27 protein-coding genes and 1 other RNA gene are annotated in these 21,968 nt (G+C 62.1%); 13 read left to right on the top strand and 15 right to left on the bottom strand.

Going from position 1 to position 21,968, the window contains the following annotated elements:
* Positions 1-101: 101 nt before the first annotated feature.
* Entirely contained in the window at positions 102-665 is a 564-nt protein-coding gene (locus KFK14_RS13700) for a urate hydroxylase PuuD (RefSeq protein WP_212608056.1), read from the top strand.
* Between the two features lie 167 nt (positions 666-832).
* On the opposite strand, the gene pspF is transcribed toward KFK14_RS13700, so the two are convergent.
* On the bottom strand, positions 833-1,867 hold the full coding sequence (pspF, locus tag KFK14_RS13705) for a phage shock protein operon transcriptional activator (RefSeq protein ID WP_212608057.1): 1,035 nt from the start codon (positions 1,865-1,867) through the stop codon (positions 833-835).
* Positions 1,868-2,050: 183 nt separating this feature from the next.
* Here pspF and KFK14_RS13710 point away from each other — a divergent pair, with 183 nt between their 5' ends.
* From KFK14_RS13710 to KFK14_RS13740, 7 genes are all read left to right on the top strand, one after another.
* The gene (locus KFK14_RS13710) at positions 2,051-2,215 is read left to right on the top strand and encodes a hypothetical protein (RefSeq protein WP_171905855.1); all 165 of its coding nucleotides are present in this window, start codon (positions 2,051-2,053) and stop codon (positions 2,213-2,215) included.
* Positions 2,216-2,299: 84 nt separating this feature from the next.
* A complete protein-coding gene (pspA, locus tag KFK14_RS13715) occupies positions 2,300-2,968 on the top strand; it encodes a phage shock protein PspA (protein ID WP_212608058.1) in 669 nt (222 codons plus the stop codon).
* 4 nt (positions 2,969-2,972) lie between these two features.
* The gene (gene pspB / locus KFK14_RS13720; protein WP_070156485.1) at positions 2,973-3,239 is read left to right on the top strand and encodes an envelope stress response membrane protein PspB; all 267 of its coding nucleotides are present in this window, start codon (positions 2,973-2,975) and stop codon (positions 3,237-3,239) included.
* A 1-nt stretch (position 3,240) separates the two neighbouring features.
* Complete coding sequence (gene pspC / locus KFK14_RS13725; RefSeq protein WP_070156484.1) at positions 3,241-3,621, top strand: envelope stress response membrane protein PspC; 381 nt, start codon at positions 3,241-3,243, stop codon at positions 3,619-3,621.
* A gap of 223 nt (positions 3,622-3,844) precedes the next feature.
* Positions 3,845-4,096 (top strand): hypothetical protein, encoded by a 252-nt coding sequence (locus tag KFK14_RS13730; RefSeq protein ID WP_212608059.1) that lies wholly within the window; start codon positions 3,845-3,847, stop codon positions 4,094-4,096.
* Positions 4,097-4,130: 34 nt separating this feature from the next.
* Entirely contained in the window at positions 4,131-4,364 is a 234-nt protein-coding gene (locus KFK14_RS13735; protein ID WP_070156481.1) for a hypothetical protein, read from the top strand.
* 90 nt (positions 4,365-4,454) lie between these two features.
* The gene (locus tag KFK14_RS13740; protein WP_212608060.1) at positions 4,455-4,859 is read left to right on the top strand and encodes a SufE family protein; all 405 of its coding nucleotides are present in this window, start codon (positions 4,455-4,457) and stop codon (positions 4,857-4,859) included.
* Here KFK14_RS13740 and KFK14_RS13745 read toward each other — a convergent pair.
* The 5 genes from KFK14_RS13745 to KFK14_RS13765 all read right to left on the bottom strand — a co-directional run bounded on the left by KFK14_RS13745 (position 4,850) and on the right by KFK14_RS13765 (position 7,525).
* Complete coding sequence (locus KFK14_RS13745; protein ID WP_212608061.1) at positions 4,850-5,257, bottom strand: hypothetical protein; 408 nt, start codon at positions 5,255-5,257, stop codon at positions 4,850-4,852. The genes KFK14_RS13740 and KFK14_RS13745 overlap by 10 nt on opposite strands.
* A 110-nt stretch (positions 5,258-5,367) precedes the next feature.
* Positions 5,368-5,688 carry a (2Fe-2S) ferredoxin domain-containing protein gene (locus KFK14_RS13750; RefSeq protein WP_212608062.1) on the bottom strand — a complete coding sequence of 107 codons (321 nt, stop codon included), beginning with the start codon at positions 5,686-5,688 and terminating at the stop codon, positions 5,368-5,370.
* A 10-nt stretch (positions 5,689-5,698) separates the two neighbouring features.
* Entirely contained in the window at positions 5,699-6,259 is a 561-nt protein-coding gene (locus tag KFK14_RS13755) for a J domain-containing protein (RefSeq protein ID WP_212608063.1), read from the bottom strand.
* A gap of 113 nt (positions 6,260-6,372) precedes the next feature.
* An RNA gene (gene rnpB, locus KFK14_RS13760) (RNase P RNA component class A) lies at positions 6,373-6,771 on the bottom strand.
* A 55-nt stretch (positions 6,772-6,826) separates the two neighbouring features.
* A complete protein-coding gene (locus tag KFK14_RS13765) occupies positions 6,827-7,525 on the bottom strand; it encodes an N-acetylmuramoyl-L-alanine amidase (protein ID WP_070156477.1) in 699 nt (232 codons plus the stop codon).
* A gap of 54 nt (positions 7,526-7,579) precedes the next feature.
* On the opposite strand from KFK14_RS13765, the gene KFK14_RS13770 reads away from it, so the two are divergent.
* Complete coding sequence (locus KFK14_RS13770; RefSeq protein WP_212608064.1) at positions 7,580-7,720, top strand: hypothetical protein; 141 nt, start codon at positions 7,580-7,582, stop codon at positions 7,718-7,720.
* On the opposite strand, the gene KFK14_RS13775 is transcribed toward KFK14_RS13770, so the two are convergent.
* The 7 genes from KFK14_RS13775 to KFK14_RS13805 form a co-directional block, all read right to left on the bottom strand.
* Entirely contained in the window at positions 7,696-8,580 is an 885-nt protein-coding gene (locus KFK14_RS13775; RefSeq protein WP_212608065.1) for a CheR family methyltransferase, read from the bottom strand. The two genes, KFK14_RS13770 and KFK14_RS13775, sit on opposite strands and share 25 nt — an antisense overlap.
* Positions 8,577-9,656 (bottom strand): chemotaxis protein CheB, encoded by a 1,080-nt coding sequence (locus KFK14_RS13780; RefSeq protein ID WP_212608066.1) that lies wholly within the window; start codon positions 9,654-9,656, stop codon positions 8,577-8,579. Before KFK14_RS13780 ends, KFK14_RS13775 begins: the two co-directional genes overlap by 4 nt.
* Positions 9,657-9,722: 66 nt before the next feature.
* Entirely contained in the window at positions 9,723-10,088 is a 366-nt protein-coding gene (locus tag KFK14_RS13785) for a response regulator (RefSeq protein WP_070156474.1), read from the bottom strand.
* A 93-nt stretch (positions 10,089-10,181) separates the two neighbouring features.
* Positions 10,182-10,619, bottom strand: a complete 438-nt coding sequence (locus KFK14_RS13790; RefSeq protein ID WP_212608067.1) for a chemotaxis protein CheW — start codon at positions 10,617-10,619, stop codon at positions 10,182-10,184.
* Positions 10,619-12,991, bottom strand: a complete 2,373-nt coding sequence (locus tag KFK14_RS13795) for a chemotaxis protein CheA (RefSeq protein WP_212608068.1) — start codon at positions 12,989-12,991, stop codon at positions 10,619-10,621. Before KFK14_RS13795 ends, KFK14_RS13790 begins: the two co-directional genes overlap by 1 nt.
* Positions 12,992-13,091: 100 nt before the next feature.
* Positions 13,092-13,733, bottom strand: a complete 642-nt coding sequence (locus tag KFK14_RS13800) for a histidine phosphotransferase family protein (protein WP_212608069.1) — start codon at positions 13,731-13,733, stop codon at positions 13,092-13,094.
* Positions 13,734-13,857: 124 nt separating this feature from the next.
* Complete coding sequence (locus KFK14_RS13805) at positions 13,858-14,256, bottom strand: M67 family metallopeptidase (RefSeq protein WP_212608070.1); 399 nt, start codon at positions 14,254-14,256, stop codon at positions 13,858-13,860.
* Between the two features lie 16 nt (positions 14,257-14,272).
* Here KFK14_RS13805 and KFK14_RS13810 point away from each other — a divergent pair, with 16 nt between their 5' ends.
* The gene (locus tag KFK14_RS13810) at positions 14,273-15,229 is read left to right on the top strand and encodes an RluA family pseudouridine synthase (protein ID WP_212608071.1); all 957 of its coding nucleotides are present in this window, start codon (positions 14,273-14,275) and stop codon (positions 15,227-15,229) included.
* A gap of 78 nt (positions 15,230-15,307) precedes the next feature.
* Positions 15,308-16,228 (top strand): RNA polymerase sigma factor RpoH, encoded by a 921-nt coding sequence (gene rpoH, locus KFK14_RS13815; RefSeq protein WP_212608072.1) that lies wholly within the window; start codon positions 15,308-15,310, stop codon positions 16,226-16,228.
* A gap of 146 nt (positions 16,229-16,374) precedes the next feature.
* Here the strand turns inward: rpoH and KFK14_RS13820 are convergent, their stop codons facing one another.
* Complete coding sequence (locus tag KFK14_RS13820) at positions 16,375-16,947, bottom strand: TetR/AcrR family transcriptional regulator (protein WP_212608073.1); 573 nt, start codon at positions 16,945-16,947, stop codon at positions 16,375-16,377.
* A gap of 76 nt (positions 16,948-17,023) precedes the next feature.
* Between KFK14_RS13820 and KFK14_RS13825 the strand changes: the two genes are divergently transcribed.
* Together KFK14_RS13825 and mtgA are read left to right on the top strand one after the other, a co-directional pair.
* The gene (locus KFK14_RS13825) at positions 17,024-18,319 is read left to right on the top strand and encodes an MFS transporter (protein ID WP_212608074.1); all 1,296 of its coding nucleotides are present in this window, start codon (positions 17,024-17,026) and stop codon (positions 18,317-18,319) included.
* A gap of 42 nt (positions 18,320-18,361) precedes the next feature.
* Positions 18,362-19,051, top strand: coding sequence for a monofunctional biosynthetic peptidoglycan transglycosylase (gene mtgA / locus KFK14_RS13830; RefSeq protein WP_212608075.1), 690 nt, complete (start codon positions 18,362-18,364; stop codon positions 19,049-19,051).
* A gap of 56 nt (positions 19,052-19,107) precedes the next feature.
* Here mtgA and KFK14_RS13835 read toward each other — a convergent pair whose 3' ends face one another.
* A complete protein-coding gene (locus KFK14_RS13835) occupies positions 19,108-21,591 on the bottom strand; it encodes a TonB-dependent receptor (RefSeq protein ID WP_212608076.1) in 2,484 nt (827 codons plus the stop codon).
* Between the last annotated feature and the right edge of the window lie 377 nt (positions 21,592-21,968).

Below are 21,968 nucleotides of genomic sequence, written 5' to 3' on the forward strand. Positions count from 1 at the left end.
AACGAAATTATCAGTGTGACACAAGCGAAACTATGTCATAAACTTGCCCGTTCAGGCGGGACTGTTCATCGGTTCGCCCCGCCAAATCTGGGGGAGAAAACATGGTCAAGTTTTTCGGTAATCTGCATCTGGTGCTGGTGGCCGGCCTTGTGCTGGCGCTGCTCGTGATCTTCGCCGTACCTGTGAACACGACGCTGGAACAGGGCGTGCTGCGCTGGCTGCACCTGTTTTTCGGCATTACCTGGATCGGCCTCCTCTATTATTTCAATTTCGTCCAGATTCCGACCATGCCGAAAATTCCGGCGGAGCTGAAGCCGGGCGTGTCCAAGCATATCGCACCGTCCGCCCTTTTCTTCTTCCGCTGGGGCGCGGCGCTGACGGTGCTGACCGGGCTCATCATCGCATGGCGCGCGCAATATCTGGTCGAAGCGCTGACGCTCGCCCAGGGCTTTCTGCTGATCGGCATCGGCATGTGGCTGGCGCTCATCATGGCGTTCAACGTGTGGTTCGTGATCTGGCCGAACCAGAAAAAGGCGCTTGGCATCGTACCGGCTGAGGACGCCGTGAAGGCGAAGGCGGCGACCACCGCCATGATGTTCAGCCGCACCAATACGCTGCTGTCGATCCCGATGCTTTACTGCATGATCAACTTCAACGGCGGCTGACCTTCCGCCAAAGACTAGCTGATGGCGGATTTTAAAACGCTTTGCGTGACATCTCACTCCCGTTCGGGCTGAGCTTGTCGAAGCCTTGTCCTTCTTTTCGACGCTGAGAAAAGGACAGCCCTTCGATAGGCTCAGGGCGAACGGGGTCTAACGCACAGTTGGATACCCTAAGCCGTCATCAGGCCATGCTTTTTCAGGCAATGGCGTAGCTGGTCATAGCTCAGGCCCAGCGCCTTGGCCGTCGCCCGCTGGTTGAATCGATACCGCTCCAACGCGCTGCGGATGATGGCCACTTCATGCGCATCAACGGCGGCGCGCAGATCCGTCACATCATCGAAGGCCATCGGCTGCGCAGGCGCGGAAAACCGCGCATTCGCCTGCTCCGGCACTGGCGGATCGGCAGCCGCCCGCATCGATGCGCCCGGCTGCCATGGCGAAGCGAAGGGATCGAAGGCGATCCTGTCGATCGCCCGCGCCGGCTCCAGCCAGCGATACACGGCCCGCTCAACCACATTACGCAATTCCCGGACATTGCCGGGCCAGCGATACCCCTCCAGCTCCGCCATCGCCGCCGCCGCGAAGCCGGGCCATTGCGTCCAGCCAATCTCGGACGCCATGCGCCGCCCGAAATGGTCCACAAGCACCGCTACATCGCCCTCCCGCGCCCGCAGCGGCGGAAGGGTGATAACCTCAAAGGACAGCCGGTCGAGCAGGTCCGGCCGGAAACGCCCTTCCTCCGCCGCGCGCGGCAGATTCTCGTTGGTCGCGGCGACGATCCGGACGTCCACTATGATCGGCCTGGATGCGCCGATCCGCGATACCTCCCCATATTCGATGACGCGCAGCAGGCGCTCCTGCGCCGCCATGGACAGGGTGCCCAGCTCGTCAAGAAACAGCGTGCCTCCGTCCGCTTCCTCGAACCGCCCCGCCCGTGCGCGGGTCGCGCCGGTGAACGCGCCCGCCTCATGCCCGAAAAGCTCCGCCTCGATCAGCGTTTCGGGCAGCGCCGCGCAGTTCATGGTGATCAGCGGCTCGCCCCAGCGCGGCGACAGATGGTGCAGCCGCTCGGCGATCAGTTCCTTGCCGGTTCCACGTTCGCCGATGACCAGCACCGGCCGGTTGAGTTCGGCCGCCCGGCCAGCCTGCTCGACCGCATCGAGAAACGCTGTTGATTGCCCAACGAACTGCGTATTTTTCTCCATGCCCCAATCTATGGCGAAAATTCCCAACTCTTGGCAAGTGTTATATGGTGATTTGCGCCAACCCAGCTCCAAAAATCCCGGAAAACCGCCATTTCAAAAAACTGGCACGGGGTCTGCAGTGATGAGGACAATCCGCACAAAGCGGAACTGACATGAAGGCCAAATCCACGGGAGTATCGAAAGATGAGCGAAGCAAAGGAAATTGGCAGAAGCCTCTCGGTCGCCATCGCGGCGGTGCTGTTCGGATCAACCCTGATCCTCTCGGCCGTCGGACCCGCAAGGGCCAATGATGCGACCATTCTGGCCGACAACCATCTGACCCCCGGAGCCGCCCGCTATCTGGCGTAAGCGGCTCCTCCATGCCGGGGCGGGCATTGCCCCCAAAACCGCCCGCCCCGGCCCCGAACGAACAAGACCAGGAGTGATTTCAAAATGGGTATTTTCTCCCGCACCCGCGACATCATCGCCGCCAACGTCACCGACTTGCTGGACAAGGCGGAAGACCCGGCAAAGATGATCCGCATGATCATCCTCGAAATGGAGGAAACCCTCGTCGAGGTGCGCGCCTCCGCCGCCCGCACGATCGCCGACCAGAAGGAAATGCGCCGGCACATCATGAAGCTGGAAGCGCTGCAGGAAAGCTGGACCGAAAAGGCGCAGTTGGCGCTGAGCAAGGACCGCGAAGATCTTGCCAAGGCGGCCCTCGTCGAGAAGCAGAAGGCGACCGATATGGCCGAGCAGCTCAGCCATGAGATCGAGACGCTGGATGACGCACTGCGCGCTTCGGAAGAAGATATCGGCAAGCTGCAGGCGAAGCTGCGCGAAGCCCGCGCCCGCCAGAATGCGCTGGCCGCCCGCATGGAAAGCGCGCAGAACCGCCTGCGGGTGCGCGAAGCCTATGCCGGTGAGAAGGTCAACGACGCCTTCGCCCGCTTCGACATGCTGGAGCGCCGCGTGGACATGGCCGAGGGCCGCGCCGACGCGATGAACCTGGGCGCGACGCCCAAGACGCTTGAGGAGGAAATCGCCGAACTTAAGTCGAACGACAAGGTTGAGGCGGAACTCGCGGCGATGAAGGCCGCCCAGAACAAGGGAGCCTGACGCTATGGAGGATGTCTTTCTGCCTATCGTGATCGTGGGAATGCTCTTTATCGGGCTTCCCTGGATCATCTTCCACTATGTCACCAAGTGGCGGACTGCGGCAACGCTCACCAATGAGGATGAGGCGATGCTGGATCAGATGCACGACACCGCCCGCCGGCTTGAGGAGCGCCTCGCGACGATCGAACGCATCATCGCCGCCGACAATCCCGATTTCCGGCCCGCGCGCCCCGCGCCGTCCGACGACTATGACTTTGACCGGAGGAATTGAGATGACCCCGCGCCGCACGAAATTCTACCTCGACCCACAGAATGGCAAGTGGAAGGGCGTATGCTCCGGCATCGCCGAATATACCGGAATTGACGCCACCTGGGTCCGGATCGCCGCCGTGCTGGTGACGATCATGGGCGCCTTCCCCTGGACGCTGATCGCCTATGTCCTTGCCGCATGGCTGGCCGATAACAAGCCCTATGGCCTGTATCATGACAAGGAGGACGCCAAATTCTGGCAGGGCGTTCGCAGCAATCCGGCGCGCTCCACCCGCGACGTCCGCTCGAAGTTCCGGGATATCGACCGCCGGCTCGCCGACATTGAGGTCTATTACACCAGCCGCAACACCCGCCTGGCCAATGAGATCGACAATCTGCGCTAAGGCCAGCCCGGATTAGGGCCGGCTTAGATCAAGAATGGCCTGGTTCAGCATCGGGACGCCGTTCGTCGAAAGACCAATGACGCCGATCGAAAAAATCTGCTGAGCGTCGCCTTATGCCGGAAGCGGAAAGATCGCGACGCCACCGGATTGCCCCCGCACGATCCACCGCCCGGCCAGAGGCTGAAGCAGGACGCGCCACGGGAAACAACAGGGAGTTTGAACGATGATCAACAATCCTTTCACGATGGTCGTCTTCATTGTCGGCATCGTGATGATCGCGAAGGTTCTGCAGGCGAAATACCGGCATGATCATCGCAGCACCAGCCAGACCGCGGCCCTCCCCGACCCAGAGGCGCAGCGCCTGCGCGAGGAGGTGAAAGCGCTCAAGGAACGGGTTGCCGTTCTGGAGCGGCTCGCGACCGACAGTTCCACGGCGCTGGAACGCGAATTTGAGAAACTCAAGGGCCGCGACTGAGTGAGCGCGTCCCACGGACAAAGGGAATAGCATGATGCAGGACCCGGTTTTCTATCTCGTCATGGCGGGGGCGTGCCTTACCGGCACCATATCCGTCGCCCTGATCGCCCTTAAGGGCTGGACCGGCTGGCTGGACTTGAAGAAGGCGGAGATCGGCCAGCAAGGCGCCGACACCTCTCCTCCTTCCGCGGCCGCCCGGATTGAGGTCGCCGACCTCAAGGAGCGCATCCGCAAGCTGGAAGCGATCGCCGCCGGCGTCGAACTCTGAACGCCCGTTGCGCCATCCCGGTGAGAGCCGGGATGGCCGATAAGGGAAACTTCGCTTTCCTGCGATCGGTTTGGCCCTATATGACCCGCCATGACCGATCTTTCCGACCTTTACGAAGAATATGAATTTCTCGACGCAGACGATCGCTACCGGCTGCTGATCGATCTGGGCAAGGCGCTGGAGCCGATGCCGGATGCGCTCAAGACCGATGCGACGCTGGTACGGGGATGTTCTGCGGCGGTGTGGGTCTATCCCACGGTGCAGGAGGACGGCGCTCTGCATTTTCTGGCGGACAGCAATGCGGCCATCACCAAGGGGATTATCGCGCTGGTGCTGCTCACGGTCCAGGATCGCGCGCCGTCGGATATCTCGGCGACAGACATTGAGGCGGCGCTCGCGCCCTTCGATCTTAAAAATCAGCTCAGCTCCAACCGGACTCAGGGCATTCCCAATATGATCGCCCTGATCCGCGAGACGGCCGCGCGTTACGGGTGAGCCAGCTCCGCCGGGGCGACCCCGGAACGCCGCATCGCCAGAAGCCATTGGCGCGCCGTTTCTTCCTCCGGGAAGATGCGGCTTTCCTCTTTGCCGGATATCAGCCGGGTGACCTGCGCCCGGACCATCGCGCTTTGCGAATAGGCGGCCCGGCGGCGTAATCCGCGTTTCATGAACTGCTCATCCACCGCCATCAGCCGCGCCGCGACCTCCGCAGTCTGGGTGAGGCCCAGTCCCAGGTCCACCATCATGTCGAAACGCTTGATCTGATACAGGTCCAGAAGATTAAGGACGCCGGCCTCAAAATCTTCCGTATCCTGCATCGTCCACAGGCCTTGGCACCGGACCATGATCAGCAATTGGTCAGGGTCCCAATCCACGCTGAATTTCCATGTCATGCGACATCCACCCTTTTAATCGCTTTATCTTTTCGGTGCCGAATATACGCCGGAAATCCTTAATGTTCCTGCCATCAGACTTTGGTCGTAAGCATTGGGGGCCGTACGCATCAGGAACCGGCCGGCTCCCGATAGGCAAGGCCAAGCGTCTCCGCCAATGCATCCAGATCCGCGCCGGGCCGCACCAGCAGCCATTCGCGGCTATGCGCGCCATCGACCACCGTGACCGCCCCTTTGGGACATATGCCCAGACAGTTCACCTCGATGATCCCCGCCGCCGCCTTCCGTCCCTTTTTCAAGGCCAGATGCTTGCGCAGCGCCTTGGACAGCCGCTCATCCCCCTTGGGGCCGAAACCGCCATCCAGTTTCTTTGAACATTTGCGGCAGACGAGAACGGCTGTCCGCCACCCGGAGGAGACTCGATCTTTCAAAGGCGCGCCTTCAATCGGCCATCCCGGCCGCCCTGCCTGACGGTTTCCAGCTTTTGGCGTCCTCCGCCCGGCGCAGCACTTCATAGGCGGCCTGGATAGCCTGAAAACGCACGGCAGCCTCGCTGTCGCCGGGACGGACGTCCGGATGGTTCTCCTTGGCCAGTTTCCGCCAGCTTTTCTTCACCGCCTCGAAATCCGCGTCGCTCTCCAGTTCCAGTACGGAAAGCGCGCGCAATTCGTCGCGGGACCGGCTGCCGTCGCCCGGCCCGCCCCAGCCGTAGAAATCCTTGGCCTTATAGGCGCCTGCGTCGCGGGACTCCTCGCGCGTGCGCTTCTCCCGATCTTCGGCGTCCAAGCCTTCGAAATAGTCCCAGTTGCGATTATATTCGCCCGCATGCTCGGCGCAAAAATACCAGCGATCCCGGCTGTTTGGAGATTTGGGCGCAGGGCAATCCCCCGGCTTGTCGCATCCGTGACGATCGCACATGCGCACCTGCTGCGCCTCGCGGGAAGCGCCATAGCTGCGCCAGCGGGGAAATCCCCAGTCATTGGATCGGGTGGAACGCGCCATCTCTGCTATCTAGCGAGCGATCCCCGCCAAAGGAAGGAAGCGGCGCGGAAAAAATAGGATGCCGCGCCGTCCACCGGTTCCCGCGCGGGACGGGATCATAGATATTGCTGAAAACTGCCAGAGGGCCTGTAAGCCGGGTTCTGTCCACCGCCGCCTCTTGTGGAGGTAGGCGGATGGGCGACCATTCCTCTAGGGCCGGGATCGCTCCCGGCCTCAAGCAACCAACCCGGACGGTCTCGGCCGAAATCTGCCTAGGGGATTGCTCCCCGCGCCGTCCCTATTCGGTCTTGCTCCCGGTGGGGTTTACCATGCCGTCCCCGTTGCCGGGTCCGCGGTGCGCTCTTACCGCACCCTTTCACTTTCGCTTGGCCTAGGCCTTAGCGACCTGCTCTCTGTTGCACTGTCCCTTGGGTTTCCCCAGCCAGCCGTTAGCTGGCACCGTTATTTCGTGGAGCCCGGACTTTCCTCGCCGTGGAAGTTACCCGCCACGCCGCGGCCGCCCGGCCCTCTGACATGCGCGCTATAGGCGCTGCGGCGGGAGGAGTCATCCCCCGTCAGCATATCGCGTCAGTCGTCGCCCCTCGGCTTGGGCAGCAGCAGGGCAAGCAATATCGCCCGGCACTCGCCATCAATGATGCCATCGATCATCTCCGGGCGGAAACGCCGCTGAAACGCCACTACCGCCGCTTCCTGATCCGCAATGTCGTAACCGAACCGCTCCAGCGCCAGCATGAAGGCGCTGTCGGTCCAGAAAGGGTCCATCAGATTCTTGGTCGGACGAGGCAGCGCCAGGCGCAGCCGGGCAAGCATGCCCCATGGAAAAAGCTCGCCGGGGTCCTGCTTTCGCGCGGGCGCGATATCGCTGTGACCCACGATATTGCCGCGGGTAATGCCATAGCGCGTCACGATATCGTGGACGAGCGGGATCAGCGCGCTCATCTGCGTGTCGGGAAAGGGGCGGTATCCCCATTCATGGCCCGGATTGACGATCTCTATGCCGATGCTGGCGGAATTGATGTCCGTCGCGCCGCGCCACCACGCCTTCCCCGCATGCCAAGCACGCTTGGCTTCATCGACCATGCGGATGATCTGCCCGTCCTCGGTCACGACATAATGGGCGGAGACTTTCGATTCGGGGTTGGCCAGCCAGTTGATGGCGCTCGCCGCGTCCGGCATGCCGGTATAATGGAGCACCAGCATCGACACCGGCACGGAACGCTCGTCAAAATTGGGAGACGGCGTGTCGATCATGCCGGGAATGCTCATAGCTGCCGTCCGTTCACGTCATGCAGAGGTTCTGGGAGCGCTGCGCCCGGCAAGATGATCCCGGTGACCGGCATGTCGTACATGATGGCCGGCACAATGGACGAGAGCGTCATCCTGATCAAGCATTTGAACGGCCGCCCTTGCCCATCGGCGACGGCGCTGACGGTTAATCAGCCGGTTTTCCTGACCGGTTGATTGATCTTCTCCGTTTTCGCTGAGCGCTCATAGCTGCCCCGGAAGCTGCGGCTGGCCGCAAAGGCGTCGGTCTGGCCGATGACCGTTTCGCCGGCGCCCAGGATCAGATAGCTGCCCTGCCTGCTATGTTCGGCAAGGCGGGAAAACACCTTCTGCCGTCTTTCCAGCGAGAAATAGAGCATCACATTGCGGCACAATATCAGGTCATAATCGCCGCTCGACGCTTTCGGCTCCAGAAGATTATCGACCCTGAACTCGATCATCCGGCGCAGTTCGTCGCTGACCTTCCAATCGTCGCCAACCGGCTCGAACCAGCGCAGCAGATCATTGATCGCCAGGCCGCGCTGCACGTCGATCTGCGAAAATAGGCCGGATTGCGCCCGCGAAATGGCGGCGGTGGAGATGTCCGTCGCCAGAATCTGGATACGCCAGCCCTGCCAGCGGCCGGCATCCTTGCGCAACTGCATCGCCAGCGAATAGGCCTCCTGCCCCGTCGAACAGCCCGCGCACCAGATGCGCAACACCTTGTCCTGCTTGGACGAGGAAAGCTGCGGCAGCAGATCGCGATACAGCATGTCGAATGTCTGCAGATCGCGGAAGAAACTGGTCTCATTGTTGAGCAATGCGTTGATCACATCGTCGGTCAGATTCGATTCGGTGCTCGCCAGAAGCTGGGAAACCAGTTCCTCCAGATTCGCCATGCCGTTCATCCGCAACACGGGTTTCAGCGCGGTTTCGATGCGCCAGATCCGGCTTTCCGAAAGTATCTGTCCGGTCCGCGCTTCCAGCAGGCCGGCAAGTATCCGCATCGCGCCTGTAAACGCTGCGGAATTGCCCGGCGTGGCTCCAGGCGCGCTCATGCGGTCACCGCCATGCGCTTGGCGACGAAGCCCATAATTTCCTCCGGCGGCAGCAATGCGCTGGCAAGTCCGCTCCGCGCGATCGATCCCGGCATGCCCCAGACGACACTGCTCTGTTCATCCTGCGCCACGATCCAGCCACCCTCTTTCACAACCTCATGCCCCCCGGCTGTTCCGTCGCGTCCCATGCCGGTCAGGACGATCGCGCCGCTTTCGGGGCCATAGGACCGCGCCATCGCCGCGAACATGGGGTCGACCGCGGGCAGGCTGCCCGATGGCGCCCGTTCCGTCGTCAGCGTGACAAGCACATTGCCCGTGCGCGCGCGGCGGCATTCCAGATTGGCGCCGCCCGGCGCGATATAGACCTGATCCGGTCTCAGCGTCTCGCCCTGCTCCGCCACCTTGACCGGCAGGCGAGTCATGCGCGCCAATTGCGTGGCGAAGAACGGAATGAAGCTCGGCGGCAGATGCTGGGTCAGCAGGATGGGAACGCCCAAAGGCTCGCCCAGACCGCCAAAAAGCTGCCCAAGGGCGTGAATGCCCCCCGTCGATGCGCCGACGCCCAGGCAACCAAGCGTCCTGCCATGCTGGAAGGAACGCAGCTTGACCGGCGCAGTGCTTACCGGCGTGGGTATGGTTGGATTGACGATCCGCGCGATGCGCGAGAGCAGCGCTTCGGAAAACTGGTCGCCAAAGCTGCCGCGCCCCGGCTTTGACAGGATGTCGCTTGCGCCCAGCGCCAGCGCCTCGACGGCGGCGGCGCTGCCTTCTTCGCAATTGCCGGACAGGATGATGACGCGCGCGCCGCGCCCCGCCTTCAATATCGCGGGCAGCGCGACCAGACCGCTCTGGCCGGGCATTTCCACGTCCAGCAGGACGATATCGACCCTCTCGCGCTCCAGGAAGGCGAGCGCCTGTTCGGCGTTGCTGGTCTTGTGGGCCACCGCAAAGCGCGTGTCGGCGGCGATGATCCGCTCCAGCACCGTACGAACAACAACCGAATCATCGACGATCAGCACAGAGGCCGCCTTCTGATCCGTCATGTTCCAGGCCGAGGCCAGAATCGGTGCTGACATTATCGTGATACTTTCGGAGAAGCGTTGATCGAATGCGGTTATTGGCGGCCTGTCAGGACAGGGCCGTCAGATGACCCCCACGATCTGCAGCTTGCTCTCCAGCGTGTCCCTGTCGAAAGGTTTCATGACATATTCGTCCGCGCCCGCTTCAACGGCGGCCTTGATGTGGCCGATGCCGTTTTCGGTGGTGCAGAAGATGACCTTGGGCCGGGCGTCCATTTTCGTGCGCGACAGCTCCTGAAGAAACTCCATCCCGCTCATGACCGGCATGTTCCAGTCGAGCAGGACGACATCGGGGATCGCAGCTTCGCACTGGTTCAGGGCGTCACGGCCGTCACAGGCCTCCGTCACCTTGATATCGAGCGATTCCAGAATGTGGCGCGCGACCTTGCGGATAACCTTGGAGTCGTCGACGACGAGGCAGTTCTTCATGTGCGAAACCCTTTATGCGACCGAGAAGCAACAGGAAGCACGGTAGCGCACAAAGCTGAGGGATTGGTTAAACCGGGCGGCCCTCAGCGATATTCAGGCGGCAACGCTCAATTGCCGCGGTTCGATGAAACCGGCCAGCGATACGAGCAGATAGGGATTGCCTTCATTTTCGACGATCGCCTGCGCATAGGGCGCCCACGCGGCGTCGAGCTGGCCCCGCAACGGTAAAGCGCCGCCAGGAACCGTGCAGATATCGCTGACGGAATCGACCATCAGGCCGTAGCTATGGCCGCTGATGTCCGCGACAATCGCCAGCGGCCAGCTATCGCTCGACGTTTTCCGGCCATGGATCAGCGCGCCTATATCAACCATCGTCAACACCCGGCTGCGCAACGCCGAAAGCCCGGCGATGTGCACGGGCATGCCCGGCACAGGCGATATTTCCGTAACCTTGACCACCGCTTCGATCTCGGTGCTCCTCACCGCAATCGCGGTGCCCGCGACATGGGCGAACAGATATAGCTCGTTCATCAGGCTGCCCTCCCCTGCCGCGCCGCCTCAATGGCGGCCATCAGCGCATCCCGGTCATAGCGGTAGATGCTCTTGTCCTTCTTGCTTCCCGGTCCGCGCGCGCTGCGCAGGCGGACGACCGGCTGCCCCTTCGGAACGGTTTCCACATCGCTGTCCGCGCGGGTCGTCAGCACGATATCATCGGGGTGCATCGCCCCGCCCGCGGGAATGCCGAACACCACGTCATGCCCGGCGTGACGCAGCAGCGGGGCAAGTATTTCCTGCGCCCATATGTCGTCAGCGTCCGCCAGGATGCAGCGGCCCGCGCTCTTTTCCTCGATCGCCTCAGCCGGGAGGGAGGCAAATAGAGCGAAGGCATCGACCACCTCCAGATGCGTCCCGTCCACAACGGCGATGCCGCAGACCGGTCCGCGTGACAGCAGCATGTCGGGCACCGAGGGCATCTGCACGATGTCGATGACCCGTGCGACCGGATAATAGGCTTCATTCTCGCCATCACGCAGACGGAGCGAGGTGACCATTTCGCCCTCGAACCGGTGATGCGCATTTGCGACCGGCAGCAATCGTCCCTCTACCCGGACGAAGCCGCGCCCGCCCGAAGCGCCGAATTGGGCAGCGTCGATATCCTCCACCCGCTCGATCAGCGACAGCTTCAACAGCCGCTCCTCGCCGGTAATCTCTATGAAGCGCAGCGCGCCGACCGTCTGGATCTCGGCCTCTGCCGCAACCGCTTCATCCGCCTCGCGCGCGGCGCTGTCGTCAATGACGTTGGGCAGGCGCGCCGCATTGCTGAGGCCGCCCGCATCCAGCAACAGCATCGGCTGTCCATTGTCGGGGAGCGTCATGCCGGCATAGACGCCTGCAGCCATGATCGGCGGAGAGGCTGGCCGTATCACCAGTTCCTCGTGATTTTCGACCGCAGTCACGCCCATGGCGAAGGGGATGCCGGACGATGAGCGCACCACCATGATGGTGCGCGGTCCGGCATGGTCGGGCTTTTGCAGGCCCAGCACATCCTCCAGATCGATCATCGAATGGCGAACGCCGCGGATGCTGGCTATCGAAGCCCCGCCCACGGAGGAGAGCGACAGCGTATCGTTGCTGTCGTGCAGAATCTCGACAATCGCCGCGCGCGGAATCGCAAAATGCTGGCCGCCCGCCCGGATGATCAGGCCGGGAATGATGGTCAGAGTCAGCGGGACGCGGAGCGTGATCGAAAGGCCCTGCCCCGGCATATTGTCCAGCGTGATGACGCCGCCGATCCGCTCCACATTGGCGCGCACCACATCCATGCCGACGCCCCGGCCGGAAATCGCGGTCACCTGCTCGGCGGTCGACAGACCGGCGCGGAAGATCAGGTCAACCTTGTCCTGTTCACTCAGCCGGGCGGCGCTCTCGCTGGTCAGCGTGCCGTCACCGATCGCCTTGGCGACCAGCCGCGAGGTGTCGATGCCCTTGCCGTCGTCGCTGATCTCGATGACGATCTGGTTGCCGGACTGGCGGGCGGCGACACGCAGATGCCCGGCCTCCGGCTTGCCCGCTGCACGGCGTTGCGCGGGAAGTTCTATGCCATGATCGATGCTGTTGCGCACGATATGGGTGAGCGGGTCGACGACCATCTCCACCATCTCGCGGTCCATTTCGACGTCGCCGCCTTCCAGCTCCAGGTCGATAACCTTGCCCAGATCGCGGCCCAGGTCGCGGACCATGCGGGGAATAGCCGCAAACAGGCGATCGACCCGCTGCATGCGCGTTTTCGATATGGCGTCGCGCATATCGGCGACGCAGGTGGAAAGGCGCTCGAACGCGCTGTCCAGATCGGGATCGGACCGCTCGCGCAGTTTGCGAGACAGTTCATTGCGCGCCAGCACCATGTCCGACACGCCGTTCATCAACTGGTCGATCAGGGTCAGCGGCAGGCGAATGGTGCGCAACGGGCTTTGCTGCCCCTCGCGCCGGCCGTTATTGACCGGGGCGGCGGGCGCTTCCGCGCCATCTGGTCCGGCCGCCTGATGCAGGCTCTGGATCAGGAAATCGTCATTCTCGTTGGGCAGGGCCGCGCCTGAAGCGACAGCCTCTGCCAGTTCCCCGATCCGGTCCATCACAGCCAGCACGGCGCTGACGGTCGCGGGGTCGGCGACGCGCTTGCCCTCACGGATGTCGGACAGCACATCCTCCGCCGCATGGCTCAATTTCTCGAAGCGCGGGAGGTTTAGAAAGCCGCAGCTTCCCTTCACCGTATGGAAAAAACGAAAAATGGCGTCCAGGCGATCACGGTCGGTCGGATCGGTTTCCCAGGCGACGACCTCGGCGGCCAGCGCCTCAAGCGTTTCCTGTGTCTCCGAAATGAATTCCTGGAGTAGATCGTCCATAAGTCCCGTCCGATGCGACCGCTAGGCTCAGAGCCTTTCGGCCGCACTTTGGCGGAGCTGTGGTTAAATCAGCGTTAAAGCTTGGACATGTCGCCGACTTTTACGCCGGGAGGCTGGCCCCGAACAGCAGCACAGGGTCGGCGGGATCGGACAGCATGATATGGCCGTTGACGCCCGCGACCAAAGTGTGGACCATCCATGCCGCTGCCGAACGCGATGTCACGTCCGCGCTGGACGTCGCCCCGCCGAGCGCAGCGCGCAGTTCAGGATCGAGCACGATTTTCGGCCCTTCGGCGCGCACCACAATCTCGACGACGCTATCGCGATGCTCCGCGCCGATATCCAGTTGCCCGCCGCGCACCAGCGCATCGCCAGCGATCAGCGCCAGATTAAGCAGGATTTTGGCTGGAAGCTTGGCAAGAGATTCCTCCGCGACCATCCAGTTGACCGTCACCCGGCCAGCGGCGGCGTACATGCCCTCAATGGCGGTGCGCGCCTCATGCGCGGGAACGCTGTCGCCATATCCCCCGGCCGAACCGAAAGCGAGGCGGAAGAATTTCAGCTTGTTCGCGGAAGTCCGCGCACTGTCTCCAAGAAGATCGAGGCAGCGCTGGCGCATTTCCGGGTCGGTTTCATCGGCCATCAATTCAAGGCCGTTATTGAGCGCACCCACCGGACTGAGAAGATCATGACATAAACGGGAGCACAGAAGCGCTGCAAATTCCATGTTCGGATCGGTCATGCCGTGCTTTCTTCTGGCCTGCATCTTGTCCCATATTGGGCCGCTATCCACGCCTATTGCCGGGAAAGCCACGGGATGCAACCCCCGATCCAGCCGCACAGGCGCCCGGATCGGCGGATGCCGTTCAGATCAGTTCCATGATTTCAGGCGAAAAACGGCCATGAAGCCCTTCCTCTCCGGCCCGCCAGAGGCGGCAGCCTCCGCCAGCGACGATCAGCCATAACGCGCCGTCCGGCCGGGCCGCCGCAGCATCGGTCGCCGACGGTTCGGCCGCGCCGCTGGGGTGCGAGTGATAATGGCCGATCACTGCCGAACCGCCCCCCCGCGCGGCGCGGTGAGCGGCGATCAGCACGGCGGGATCAATCTCGAAATGGACGGCCGGGTCCTGCGCCACATTCGCGGCCGGAACGATCCCGGTGCACTCTGCCCCCTTCCCCAGCAACAAGCCGCAGATTTCGGCATCTTCCGCCCCCGCCAGCGCAACAATCCTGTCCAACAGCGACCTTGAAATCCGCACGATCATCCCCATATCCCGGACAATGGTTCCGGGGGCCTCAACCATAGAAGCGCTTATCGACGAGGCAAGCTCTGGCCTGCGTCTGGACAAGGCGCTGGCTGGCGTCGCGACGGATCTTTCGCGTGAGCGGCTGAAGGCCCTGATCCTCGACCAATGCGTCATGACCGCCGACGGCAGGATCGTTTCCGATCCGGCGAGAAAGGTCGCGGCGGGGGAGGTTTTCGCGATCACTCTGCCCCCGCCGGTGGCGGCGGAGGCAGTGGCGCAGGACATTCCGCTCTCCATCATCTATGAGGATGATCATCTGATCGTCGTCGACAAGCCCGCCGGGCTGGTCGTCCATCCGGCGGCCGGCAATCTGGACGGAACGCTGGTCAACGCGCTGCTGCACCATTGCCGGGGGCAGCTTTCGGGCATCGGCGGCGTCGCGCGGCCGGGCATCGTTCACCGGATCGACAAGGATACTTCCGGGCTTCTGGTCGTTGCAAAGACGGACAAGGCTCATGAAGGGTTGGCATCCCAGTTCAAGGCGCACAGCATAGAGAGGCTCTACGCCGCCATCGTCGCCGGGCGGCCTGCTCCCCCTTCCGGGACGATCGACACCTGGATCGGCCGATCCGACGCTGATCGAAAGAAAATGGCGGTTCAACGGGAAGGACGCGGCAAACATGCCGTCACCCATTATGCGACAAAACAGGCGCTGAACGGCGCCAGTCTTGTCGAATGCCGGCTGGAAACCGGGCGCACGCATCAGGTCCGGGTTCATATGGCGCATATAGGACACCCCTTGATCGGCGACCCGGTTTACGGTAAAGCGAAAAAAGGTTTCAAATCGATACTGGAAACGCTGGGTTTCGATAGACAGGCATTGCACGCCAAAACCCTGGGGTTCATACACCCCGTCGATAGGCGCGCTTTATCGTTCGAAAGCCGAATTCCGGCTGACATGCAGGAACTGTTAAGCCAGCTTAACGTATAGATAGTGCCAAGTTTGCCGCGGTGCAGCGACGCCTCATCTGGGTCCCGCCGCGCGCATGGAAGGGAAGGAAAAGTTGTCATGGCCAACAAGAGCAATGTCCCCGCGACGGTGCCAGCGCTTGGCGGCGACGCAAGTCTCAACAGGTATCTCAGCGAGATCCGCAAATTCCCGCTGCTGACGCCCGAACAGGAATATATGCTGGCGAAGCGCTACGCCGAGCATCAGGACCCTGATGCCGCCGCGCAGCTCGTCACTTCGCATCTGCGCCTCGTCGCCAAGATCGCGATGGGCTATCGCGGCTATGGCCTGCCGGTCAGCGAGCTGATCTCCGAAGGCAATATCGGCCTGATGCAGGGCGTGAAGAAATTCGAGCCGGATCGCGGCTTCCGCCTGGCGACCTACGCCATGTGGTGGATCCGCGCGTCGATTCAGGAATTCATCCTCCGCTCGTGGAGCCTCGTGAAGATGGGCACCACGGCTGCGCAAAAGAAGCTGTTCTTCAACCTGCGCCGGATGAAGAACAGCATCGAGGCGTTCGAGGATGGCGACCTGCATCCCGATGATGTCGAGAAGATCGCCACGCATCTGGGCGTGACCAACGAGGAAGTCATCTCCATGAACCGCCGGATGGCGATGGGCGGCGATACGTCGCTCAACGTCCCCCTGCGTGAGGATGGCGAAGGCCAGTGGCAGGATTGGCTGGCTGATGATGGCCCGCTGCAGGATGAGCGCGTCGCCGATGCGCAGGAGAAAGACCTGCGTCACGACATGCTGATCGAGGCGATGGACGATCTCAACGATCGCGAGAAGCACATCCTTGCCGAGCGCCGTCTGGCCGAAGAACCCAAGACGCTCGAAGAACTGAGCCAGGTCTATGGCGTATCGCGCGAGCGCGTCCGTCAGATCGAGGTGCGCGCCTTCGAAAAGCTGCAGAAGGCGATGACTCGCATCGCCGGCGACAAGCTGTCCGGCATCGGCGGACGCCTCGCGGCGATCTAACCAGTTAAATTGATCCCAAGCAGAAAGGCCCCGTCGAAAGGCGGGGCCTTTTTTATGCTTGCCCTGCAATCGCACCGGGCATCAAACCCGGCAATAGATCACCTGCCAGATCACCCGCCAAATCACCTGCCAGATCACCTGCCAGATCACCTGGGCGTCAGGATCGCCTTTCGCGCGGCCGCCAATATTTCCTCCGCCAAGGCCGGGTCAGCCGTCGCCCGCGCAAGGGTCATAGCGCCGCTCATCTGCGACAGGATCGCCAGCGCATCGGCCCGCCCGCCTTCGGGCAGAATCGAGACCAGAATATCCACCAGCGCATCCATGCCCGTGGACATCGCTTCGGCCATCGCCCCGCCCCTGCGCGCGGCGTCGGCGGCCAGCGTCGTAAAGGCGCAACCGGTTTCCGGTCCGTTCAGATGCCGGACCGACAGATAATCCTCCACGATCGTCCGCAGCGGATCTGCGTCATGCCCGTCTCTGGCCTGATCAAGAAGCCGCCGCCACCGTTCGACGCTGCGCCCGAAACTGCGCGTCACGCATTCCGCCGCGAGAGCATCCTTGGATTCGAACTGGCCATAAAAGCCGCCATGCGTCATGCCGCTGGCCTTCATCAGATCGGCAATGCCGATCCCATCCAGGCCCTTTTCGCGAAAAAGCCGGGAGCCGGTGTCAATCACCCGTTCCCGGTTCAACGCCGCCTGTTCCCTGCTGACCCTCAACCTTCTCTCCTTCGATTTGCGCTTGACCATTTACATGATGATCGACATTTAACGCAAGTCCCTTCCGGAGCATGTCATGTTCAGCCGTCCACTCAACGCATATCTTTCCGCCCGCAACCGCCACTACGCCTGGGTCGTGGCCTTCGTCACATTCTTGACGATGCTGGTGACGGCGGGCGCGGTGGGCGCGCCGGGCGTTTTCATGGTGCCGCTGCAGGAGGAGTTTCGCTGGAGCGCTTCGGAGGTTTCCGGCGCCCTCGCCATCCGCTTTGCGCTTTTCGGCCTGATGGGACCGTTCGCCGCCGCCTTCATGAACCGCTTCGGCGTCCGGCGGATGATGCTGATTTCCATGGGCATCGTTGTGTCGGCCCTGCTCCTCTCCCTTGGCATGAACAGGCTCTGGCAACTGGTGCTGCTCTGGGGCGTGGTCGTCGGCCTGGGCACGGGCCTTACCGCCGTCGTCCTTGGCGCGACCATTGCGACGCGCTGGTTTGCGCAGCGCCGCGGCCTTGTCATGGGCTTCCTTGCCGCCAGCACAGCGACGGGGCAGCTCGTTTTCCTGCCGCTGCTCGCCAGCCTCACCGAACATTCCGGCTGGCGCGTCGCGCTGGGCCTCGTCTGCGGCGCGATTCTGTTCTCCGCGCTTCTGGTCCTGCTTCTGATGCGCGATCGCCCCGCCGACCTGGGCCTCGCCCCCTATGGCGGCGACATGTCGGGCGCTCCGCCCGCCCCGTCCGGCGGCCTGGGCGCCGCCCTCCTCCTTCCCCTCATCATTTTGAAGGATGCCGCGCGCACCCCCACATTCTGGATATTGTTCGGCACATTCTTTGTCTGCGGGGCCAGCACCAATGGCCTGATCCAGATGCACTTCATCGCGCTATGCGGAGATTATGGGTTGGCCGCCGTCGGCGCGGCCGGATTCCTCGCCATGATGGGCCTGTTCGATTTCATCGGCACGGTTGGCTCTGGCTGGCTGTCCGACCGGTTCGACAATCGCTGGCTGCTGTTCTGGTATTATGGCCTGCGCGGCCTGTCCCTGCTCTATCTGCCCTTCAGCGGTTTCTCACTCTACGGCCTGTCCATTTTCGCCATCTTCTACGGCCTGGATTGGGTCGCGACCGTTCCGCCGACGGTGAAGCTCACGGCCGACCGCTTCGGGCCGGAGCGCGCCAATGTGGTCTTTGGGTGGATCTTCGCCGGGCATCAGCTTGGCGCAGCCAGCGCAGCCTTTGGTGGGGGCCTGTCCCGCACCGCGCTCAACAGCTACCTGCCCGCCTTCATCGCCGCCGGCGCGCTTTGCATCCTCGCAGCCCTGCTTGCCCTGGCGATCAGGCCCGGCGCGCGGCAGGGGCGCAGGCTGGCCGCAGCCTGACCATACTTGCGATCCCGGCGTTTCGCGCGCTAGGTTCGGCATATGGTCACAAAAGCTGCCGGGCGGCCGCGCCGCCGCTGGATATCGATACCGCTCAAGATCCTGATGTGGTTCGTCATCATCTCGCTGGTGCTGGTGGCTGTCTTTCGCTTCGTGCCGCCGGCCGTGACGATGACGATGATCATGGACGGCAATGGCATCACGAAGGACTGGATGCCGCTCAGCGAGATCGATCCGGACATGCCGCGCGCGGCGATCGCGGCGGAGGACAGCAAATTCTGCTCCCATCACGGCTTTGACGCCGTCGCCATCGCCCAGGCCATGCGCCACAACGCAAGCGGCGGCCGCGTCCGCGGCGGGTCGACGATCAGCCAGCAGACGGCGAAGAACGTCTTTCTGTTCCAGGGCGGCGGCTTCATCCGCAAGGGGTTTGAGGCGTGGTTCACTGTTCTTATCGAGGCGATCTGGGGCAAGCGGCGGATCATGGAAGTCTATCTGAACGTCGCGGAAACCGGCATCGGCACCTATGGCGTCAACGCCGGATCGATGCGCTATTTCCACCATGACGCCTCAAAGCTTTCGCCAAGCGAAGCCGCGCGCATCGCCGCCGTCCTACCCTTGCCCAAGAAGCGCGCCGCCATCGCCCCCCAGGGCTTTACCCGACGCTATGGCAACAGCATCCAGCGCCGCATCGGCATGGTGCGCAACGAAGGTCTGGACGACTGCCTGTAACAAAAAAGGGGCGCAAACCTCTCGGTCAGCGCCCCCTTCCTTGAAATGACGATCGATCAGAAGCCGACGATCAGCGACCCGATGAAGGTGCGCGGCGCGCCGATCTGGGCAAACGTCACAGAATTGTTCACGAGCGTACCGTCGAAGCCGCCGACATAGAATTTGTCGAACAGGTTGGTCACGTTAAGCTGTACGGCAACGCCGGGTGCGCCCAGCGCTTCCAGCGAATAACGCGCATCAAGGTCGACCAGCGTATAGGCCGGAGCTTTGGCGCCATAGACCTGCACCCCACTGATGACGACCGGCAGGTTCTGATCGTTGACGTAGCGGGGGCCAGTGCGCTTGGCTTGGATACCAAGCGTGAAGCCAGCGATATCGCCCTGTACGCGACCACCAAAGGTGTAGACCGGAGCGCCCGATTCCCGCTTGCCAGCCGTCAGCGCGAAGCTGGTCGACGACAGTTCGACATTATCCTTGATCTTCGATTTCAGATAGGAGCCGAATGCATAGACCATGACTTCGGGTATCGGCTGATAGCTGACGCTGCCATCGACGCCATATTTGTCGACTTGGCCCAGGTTCCGGTAGATGGTCTGGTCCAGTTCACGGTCATAGGCAGACGCCAGACGGTCCTTGTAGATCGTATACCAACCGGAAAGCTGCGCTTGCAGCTTACTGGACCGGTAGCGAATGCCGACATCGAAATTGTCCGTGGTTTCCGGACGCGGATTGGCATTGGCATTGTCCGGCGCGAAGAAGAAGGACTGGTAGAGGTTGTCCGTACCCGGCACCTGCAAGCCCTTCGAATAATTGCCGAACAGGCTGATCGCATCGCTGAAATCATAGACCAGACCGGCATTCGGCAGGATCTTGTCATATTTCAGCACTCGGCGCTGCGGCCCCTGAATGGTCGGGTTGGCAGCGGCATAGGCGGCCTGCGCAGCAGCATCGCCAAAGCAGCGCAGGTTGCCTGCCGCCGTTGCGGTGGCGCAGTAATTGTTCAAGTCGCGTTTGAAGAAAGGCGCACGCACGCCAAGGTTCACCGTCAGCGCATCGAAGAACTCGCCACGATACTCACCGGACACCTGATGCAGGATCGCGTAGGACAGGCGGTCACGCTTCTGCACCGCATTGCCGTTTCGGTCGACGATCGGATCATTAACCGGGAAGGGATCGATACCGAAGCCATCCTGCTGCAGATATCCAGCTTCACCCGTCTGGCGGTGGCGCCCACGGTCGAAGCTGTAGGCAATACGCACGGTGTGCTGGTCGTTAATGTCATAGCGAAGCGAGGAGATGACGCCGTAGCGGTGCGTCTGGGTCTGGCTGGGCGTCAGGATACGGACCGTATCCAGCGCATCGCCATCGCCGTTGATATCGCGACCGAAGAAATATTGCGGCGCGCTCGACGAACCCTGGATGAAACCGGCGTAACCGACGCCGCCCACAGGGGTCGTGCCTTCGCTGCCGATGCTGGTGCCGCCGCCATTGGCCTTCACATATTGGTAGCTGGGGTCGACGGTCAGGATCACGCCGTCAGCCAGCGTGAAACGCGAACTGATACGGATATTGCCCGTGTTGGAGGGATTGTAGCGATATTCGAAATCCGAACCGCATGCGCTGGCGGCATCAGCGACGCCGGTCACCGGAGCGGCAATCTGGCAGCGCGCCGTTTCGTAGAAACGCTCCCCCTTGGTCAGAGGAAAGCGGTTGGCGCTACCGCTGCCCACAACCCGGCCAGCGGTGTCCGTGCGGAGCGGCACTGAACCAAAGAAGTTGTTACGGTTCTGGTTATAATGGCCGGCCAGCGAAATGAAGTCGCCATTGCTGCCGATCGGCTGGTATATCTTGGCATTATATTGCTGCTTTTCGATCTTGCCGATGCCGCCGTAGATCGCATCGTTGGTCGCGCTGCTGGCCGAGAAGAAGGCCCGCGTACCCCATGGCGTGAATTCACCCGTATTGATCAAACCGAACGCACGGAAAAAGTTGAAATCACCGGCCGAGCCGACCAGCTTCACACCGAAGTCCTCGGTCGGCGTGATCGAGCGATAGTTGACCGTCGAACCGGTCGCCGCCGCCGTCGGGCTGTCGACATCGGTCGAGCCAAGGTTGACGTTGACCTGATCGATGATTTCAGGATCGACCTGCTGGTTGGAATAAAGCGCATAACCGCCCGTATCGTTCAGCGGGATACCGTCGAAGGTCTGAGAGATACGCTGATCGTCGAAACCGCGGATGGTCATCGTACCGCCAGCCGAACCAAAGGGATCGTTATTCTGGAAGCTGACGCCCGGAAGCTGGTTGATGATGTCGTTGATGGTCTGACCAGGTGTCTGCGCCTGAATGAACTCGGACGTCAGCACGGCCTTCGCCTTGCTGGTGTCAGGCACCACGACACCGCCCACGCCGTCATTGATGCGTGATCCTGTGACGATGATTTCATTGTCGAAATCGACCGAGCCTGTCGACTGTGCGAACGCGGCCATCGGCATTGCGACCGCGATGACGGCCGCTCCCTGCAACAGAATTTTTCTCATGCTTCCCTTGTCCTTGTCTGAGGAGAGCATTGCGCAAGGCACTGCTCTCCATTTCCCCGCACCAGGCGAGTCCGCGTCTCCCTAGGAGCGCATGACGACGCCCCTGTTCCGGTCCGGTTGCGCTTTTGTGACGTCGTCATTGTGCGATGCGTCGATTTATCGATCGCACCGCAAGGTTCGGCCGGCATTTCCGGCTCAATGACATTTGGATAATGCCGAAAATCGGCTGGTCCACGGGGATTCCGCTTCGATTTACCGCAATCTTGAAGGATGCGATAATTTTGCAACGCAGCAAAGAAATTACGCATGCGCAACAAAATGTAGACACTCAGACATGAAAAAGGCCGGAGCGAAAACTCCGGCCTGACTTTTCATTA

Origin of the sequence: Sphingobium phenoxybenzoativorans (assembly GCF_018286635.1) — a bacterium.
Taxonomy (GTDB): domain Bacteria; phylum Pseudomonadota; class Alphaproteobacteria; order Sphingomonadales; family Sphingomonadaceae; genus Sphingobium; species Sphingobium phenoxybenzoativorans.

Excerpts from the sequence above, each read along its gene's own strand:
- pspA (WP_212608058.1), top strand. The coding sequence starts at position 2,300 with ATGGGTATTTTCTCCCGCACCCGCGACATCATCGCCGCCAACGTCACC.
- KFK14_RS13775 (WP_212608065.1), bottom strand. The coding sequence starts at position 8,580 with ATGAGCGCGCCTGGAGCCACGCCGGGCAATTCCGCAGCGTTTACAGGC.
- KFK14_RS13825 (WP_212608074.1), top strand. The coding sequence starts at position 17,024 with ATGTTCAGCCGTCCACTCAACGCATATCTTTCCGCCCGCAACCGCCAC.
- KFK14_RS13755 (WP_212608063.1), bottom strand. The coding sequence starts at position 6,259 with ATGGCGCGTTCCACCCGATCCAATGACTGGGGATTTCCCCGCTGGCGC.
- KFK14_RS13835 (WP_212608076.1), bottom strand. The coding sequence starts at position 21,591 with ATGAGAAAAATTCTGTTGCAGGGAGCGGCCGTCATCGCGGTCGCAATG.
- KFK14_RS13790 (WP_212608067.1), bottom strand. The coding sequence starts at position 10,619 with ATGAACGAGCTATATCTGTTCGCCCATGTCGCGGGCACCGCGATTGCG.
- pspB (WP_070156485.1), top strand. The coding sequence starts at position 2,973 with ATGGAGGATGTCTTTCTGCCTATCGTGATCGTGGGAATGCTCTTTATC.
- KFK14_RS13810 (WP_212608071.1), top strand. The coding sequence starts at position 14,273 with ATGGTTCCGGGGGCCTCAACCATAGAAGCGCTTATCGACGAGGCAAGC.
- KFK14_RS13700 (WP_212608056.1), top strand. The coding sequence starts at position 102 with ATGGTCAAGTTTTTCGGTAATCTGCATCTGGTGCTGGTGGCCGGCCTT.
- KFK14_RS13730 (WP_212608059.1), top strand. The coding sequence starts at position 3,845 with ATGATCAACAATCCTTTCACGATGGTCGTCTTCATTGTCGGCATCGTG.
- pspF (WP_212608057.1), bottom strand. The coding sequence starts at position 1,867 with ATGGAGAAAAATACGCAGTTCGTTGGGCAATCAACAGCGTTTCTCGAT.
- pspC (WP_070156484.1), top strand. The coding sequence starts at position 3,241 with ATGACCCCGCGCCGCACGAAATTCTACCTCGACCCACAGAATGGCAAG.
- KFK14_RS13785 (WP_070156474.1), bottom strand. The coding sequence starts at position 10,088 with ATGAAGAACTGCCTCGTCGTCGACGACTCCAAGGTTATCCGCAAGGTC.
- KFK14_RS13780 (WP_212608066.1), bottom strand. The coding sequence starts at position 9,656 with ATGTCAGCACCGATTCTGGCCTCGGCCTGGAACATGACGGATCAGAAG.
- KFK14_RS13745 (WP_212608061.1), bottom strand. The coding sequence starts at position 5,257 with ATGACATGGAAATTCAGCGTGGATTGGGACCCTGACCAATTGCTGATC.
- KFK14_RS13795 (WP_212608068.1), bottom strand. The coding sequence starts at position 12,991 with ATGGACGATCTACTCCAGGAATTCATTTCGGAGACACAGGAAACGCTT.
- KFK14_RS13805 (WP_212608070.1), bottom strand. The coding sequence starts at position 14,256 with ATGATCGTGCGGATTTCAAGGTCGCTGTTGGACAGGATTGTTGCGCTG.
- KFK14_RS13740 (WP_212608060.1), top strand. The coding sequence starts at position 4,455 with ATGACCGATCTTTCCGACCTTTACGAAGAATATGAATTTCTCGACGCA.
- KFK14_RS13765 (WP_070156477.1), bottom strand. The coding sequence starts at position 7,525 with ATGAGCATTCCCGGCATGATCGACACGCCGTCTCCCAATTTTGACGAG.
- KFK14_RS13735 (WP_070156481.1), top strand. The coding sequence starts at position 4,131 with ATGCAGGACCCGGTTTTCTATCTCGTCATGGCGGGGGCGTGCCTTACC.
- KFK14_RS13710 (WP_171905855.1), top strand. The coding sequence starts at position 2,051 with ATGAGCGAAGCAAAGGAAATTGGCAGAAGCCTCTCGGTCGCCATCGCG.
- rpoH (WP_212608072.1), top strand. The coding sequence starts at position 15,308 with ATGGCCAACAAGAGCAATGTCCCCGCGACGGTGCCAGCGCTTGGCGGC.
- KFK14_RS13800 (WP_212608069.1), bottom strand. The coding sequence starts at position 13,733 with ATGACCGATCCGAACATGGAATTTGCAGCGCTTCTGTGCTCCCGTTTA.
- KFK14_RS13770 (WP_212608064.1), top strand. The coding sequence starts at position 7,580 with ATGATCCCGGTGACCGGCATGTCGTACATGATGGCCGGCACAATGGAC.
- mtgA (WP_212608075.1), top strand. The coding sequence starts at position 18,362 with ATGGTCACAAAAGCTGCCGGGCGGCCGCGCCGCCGCTGGATATCGATA.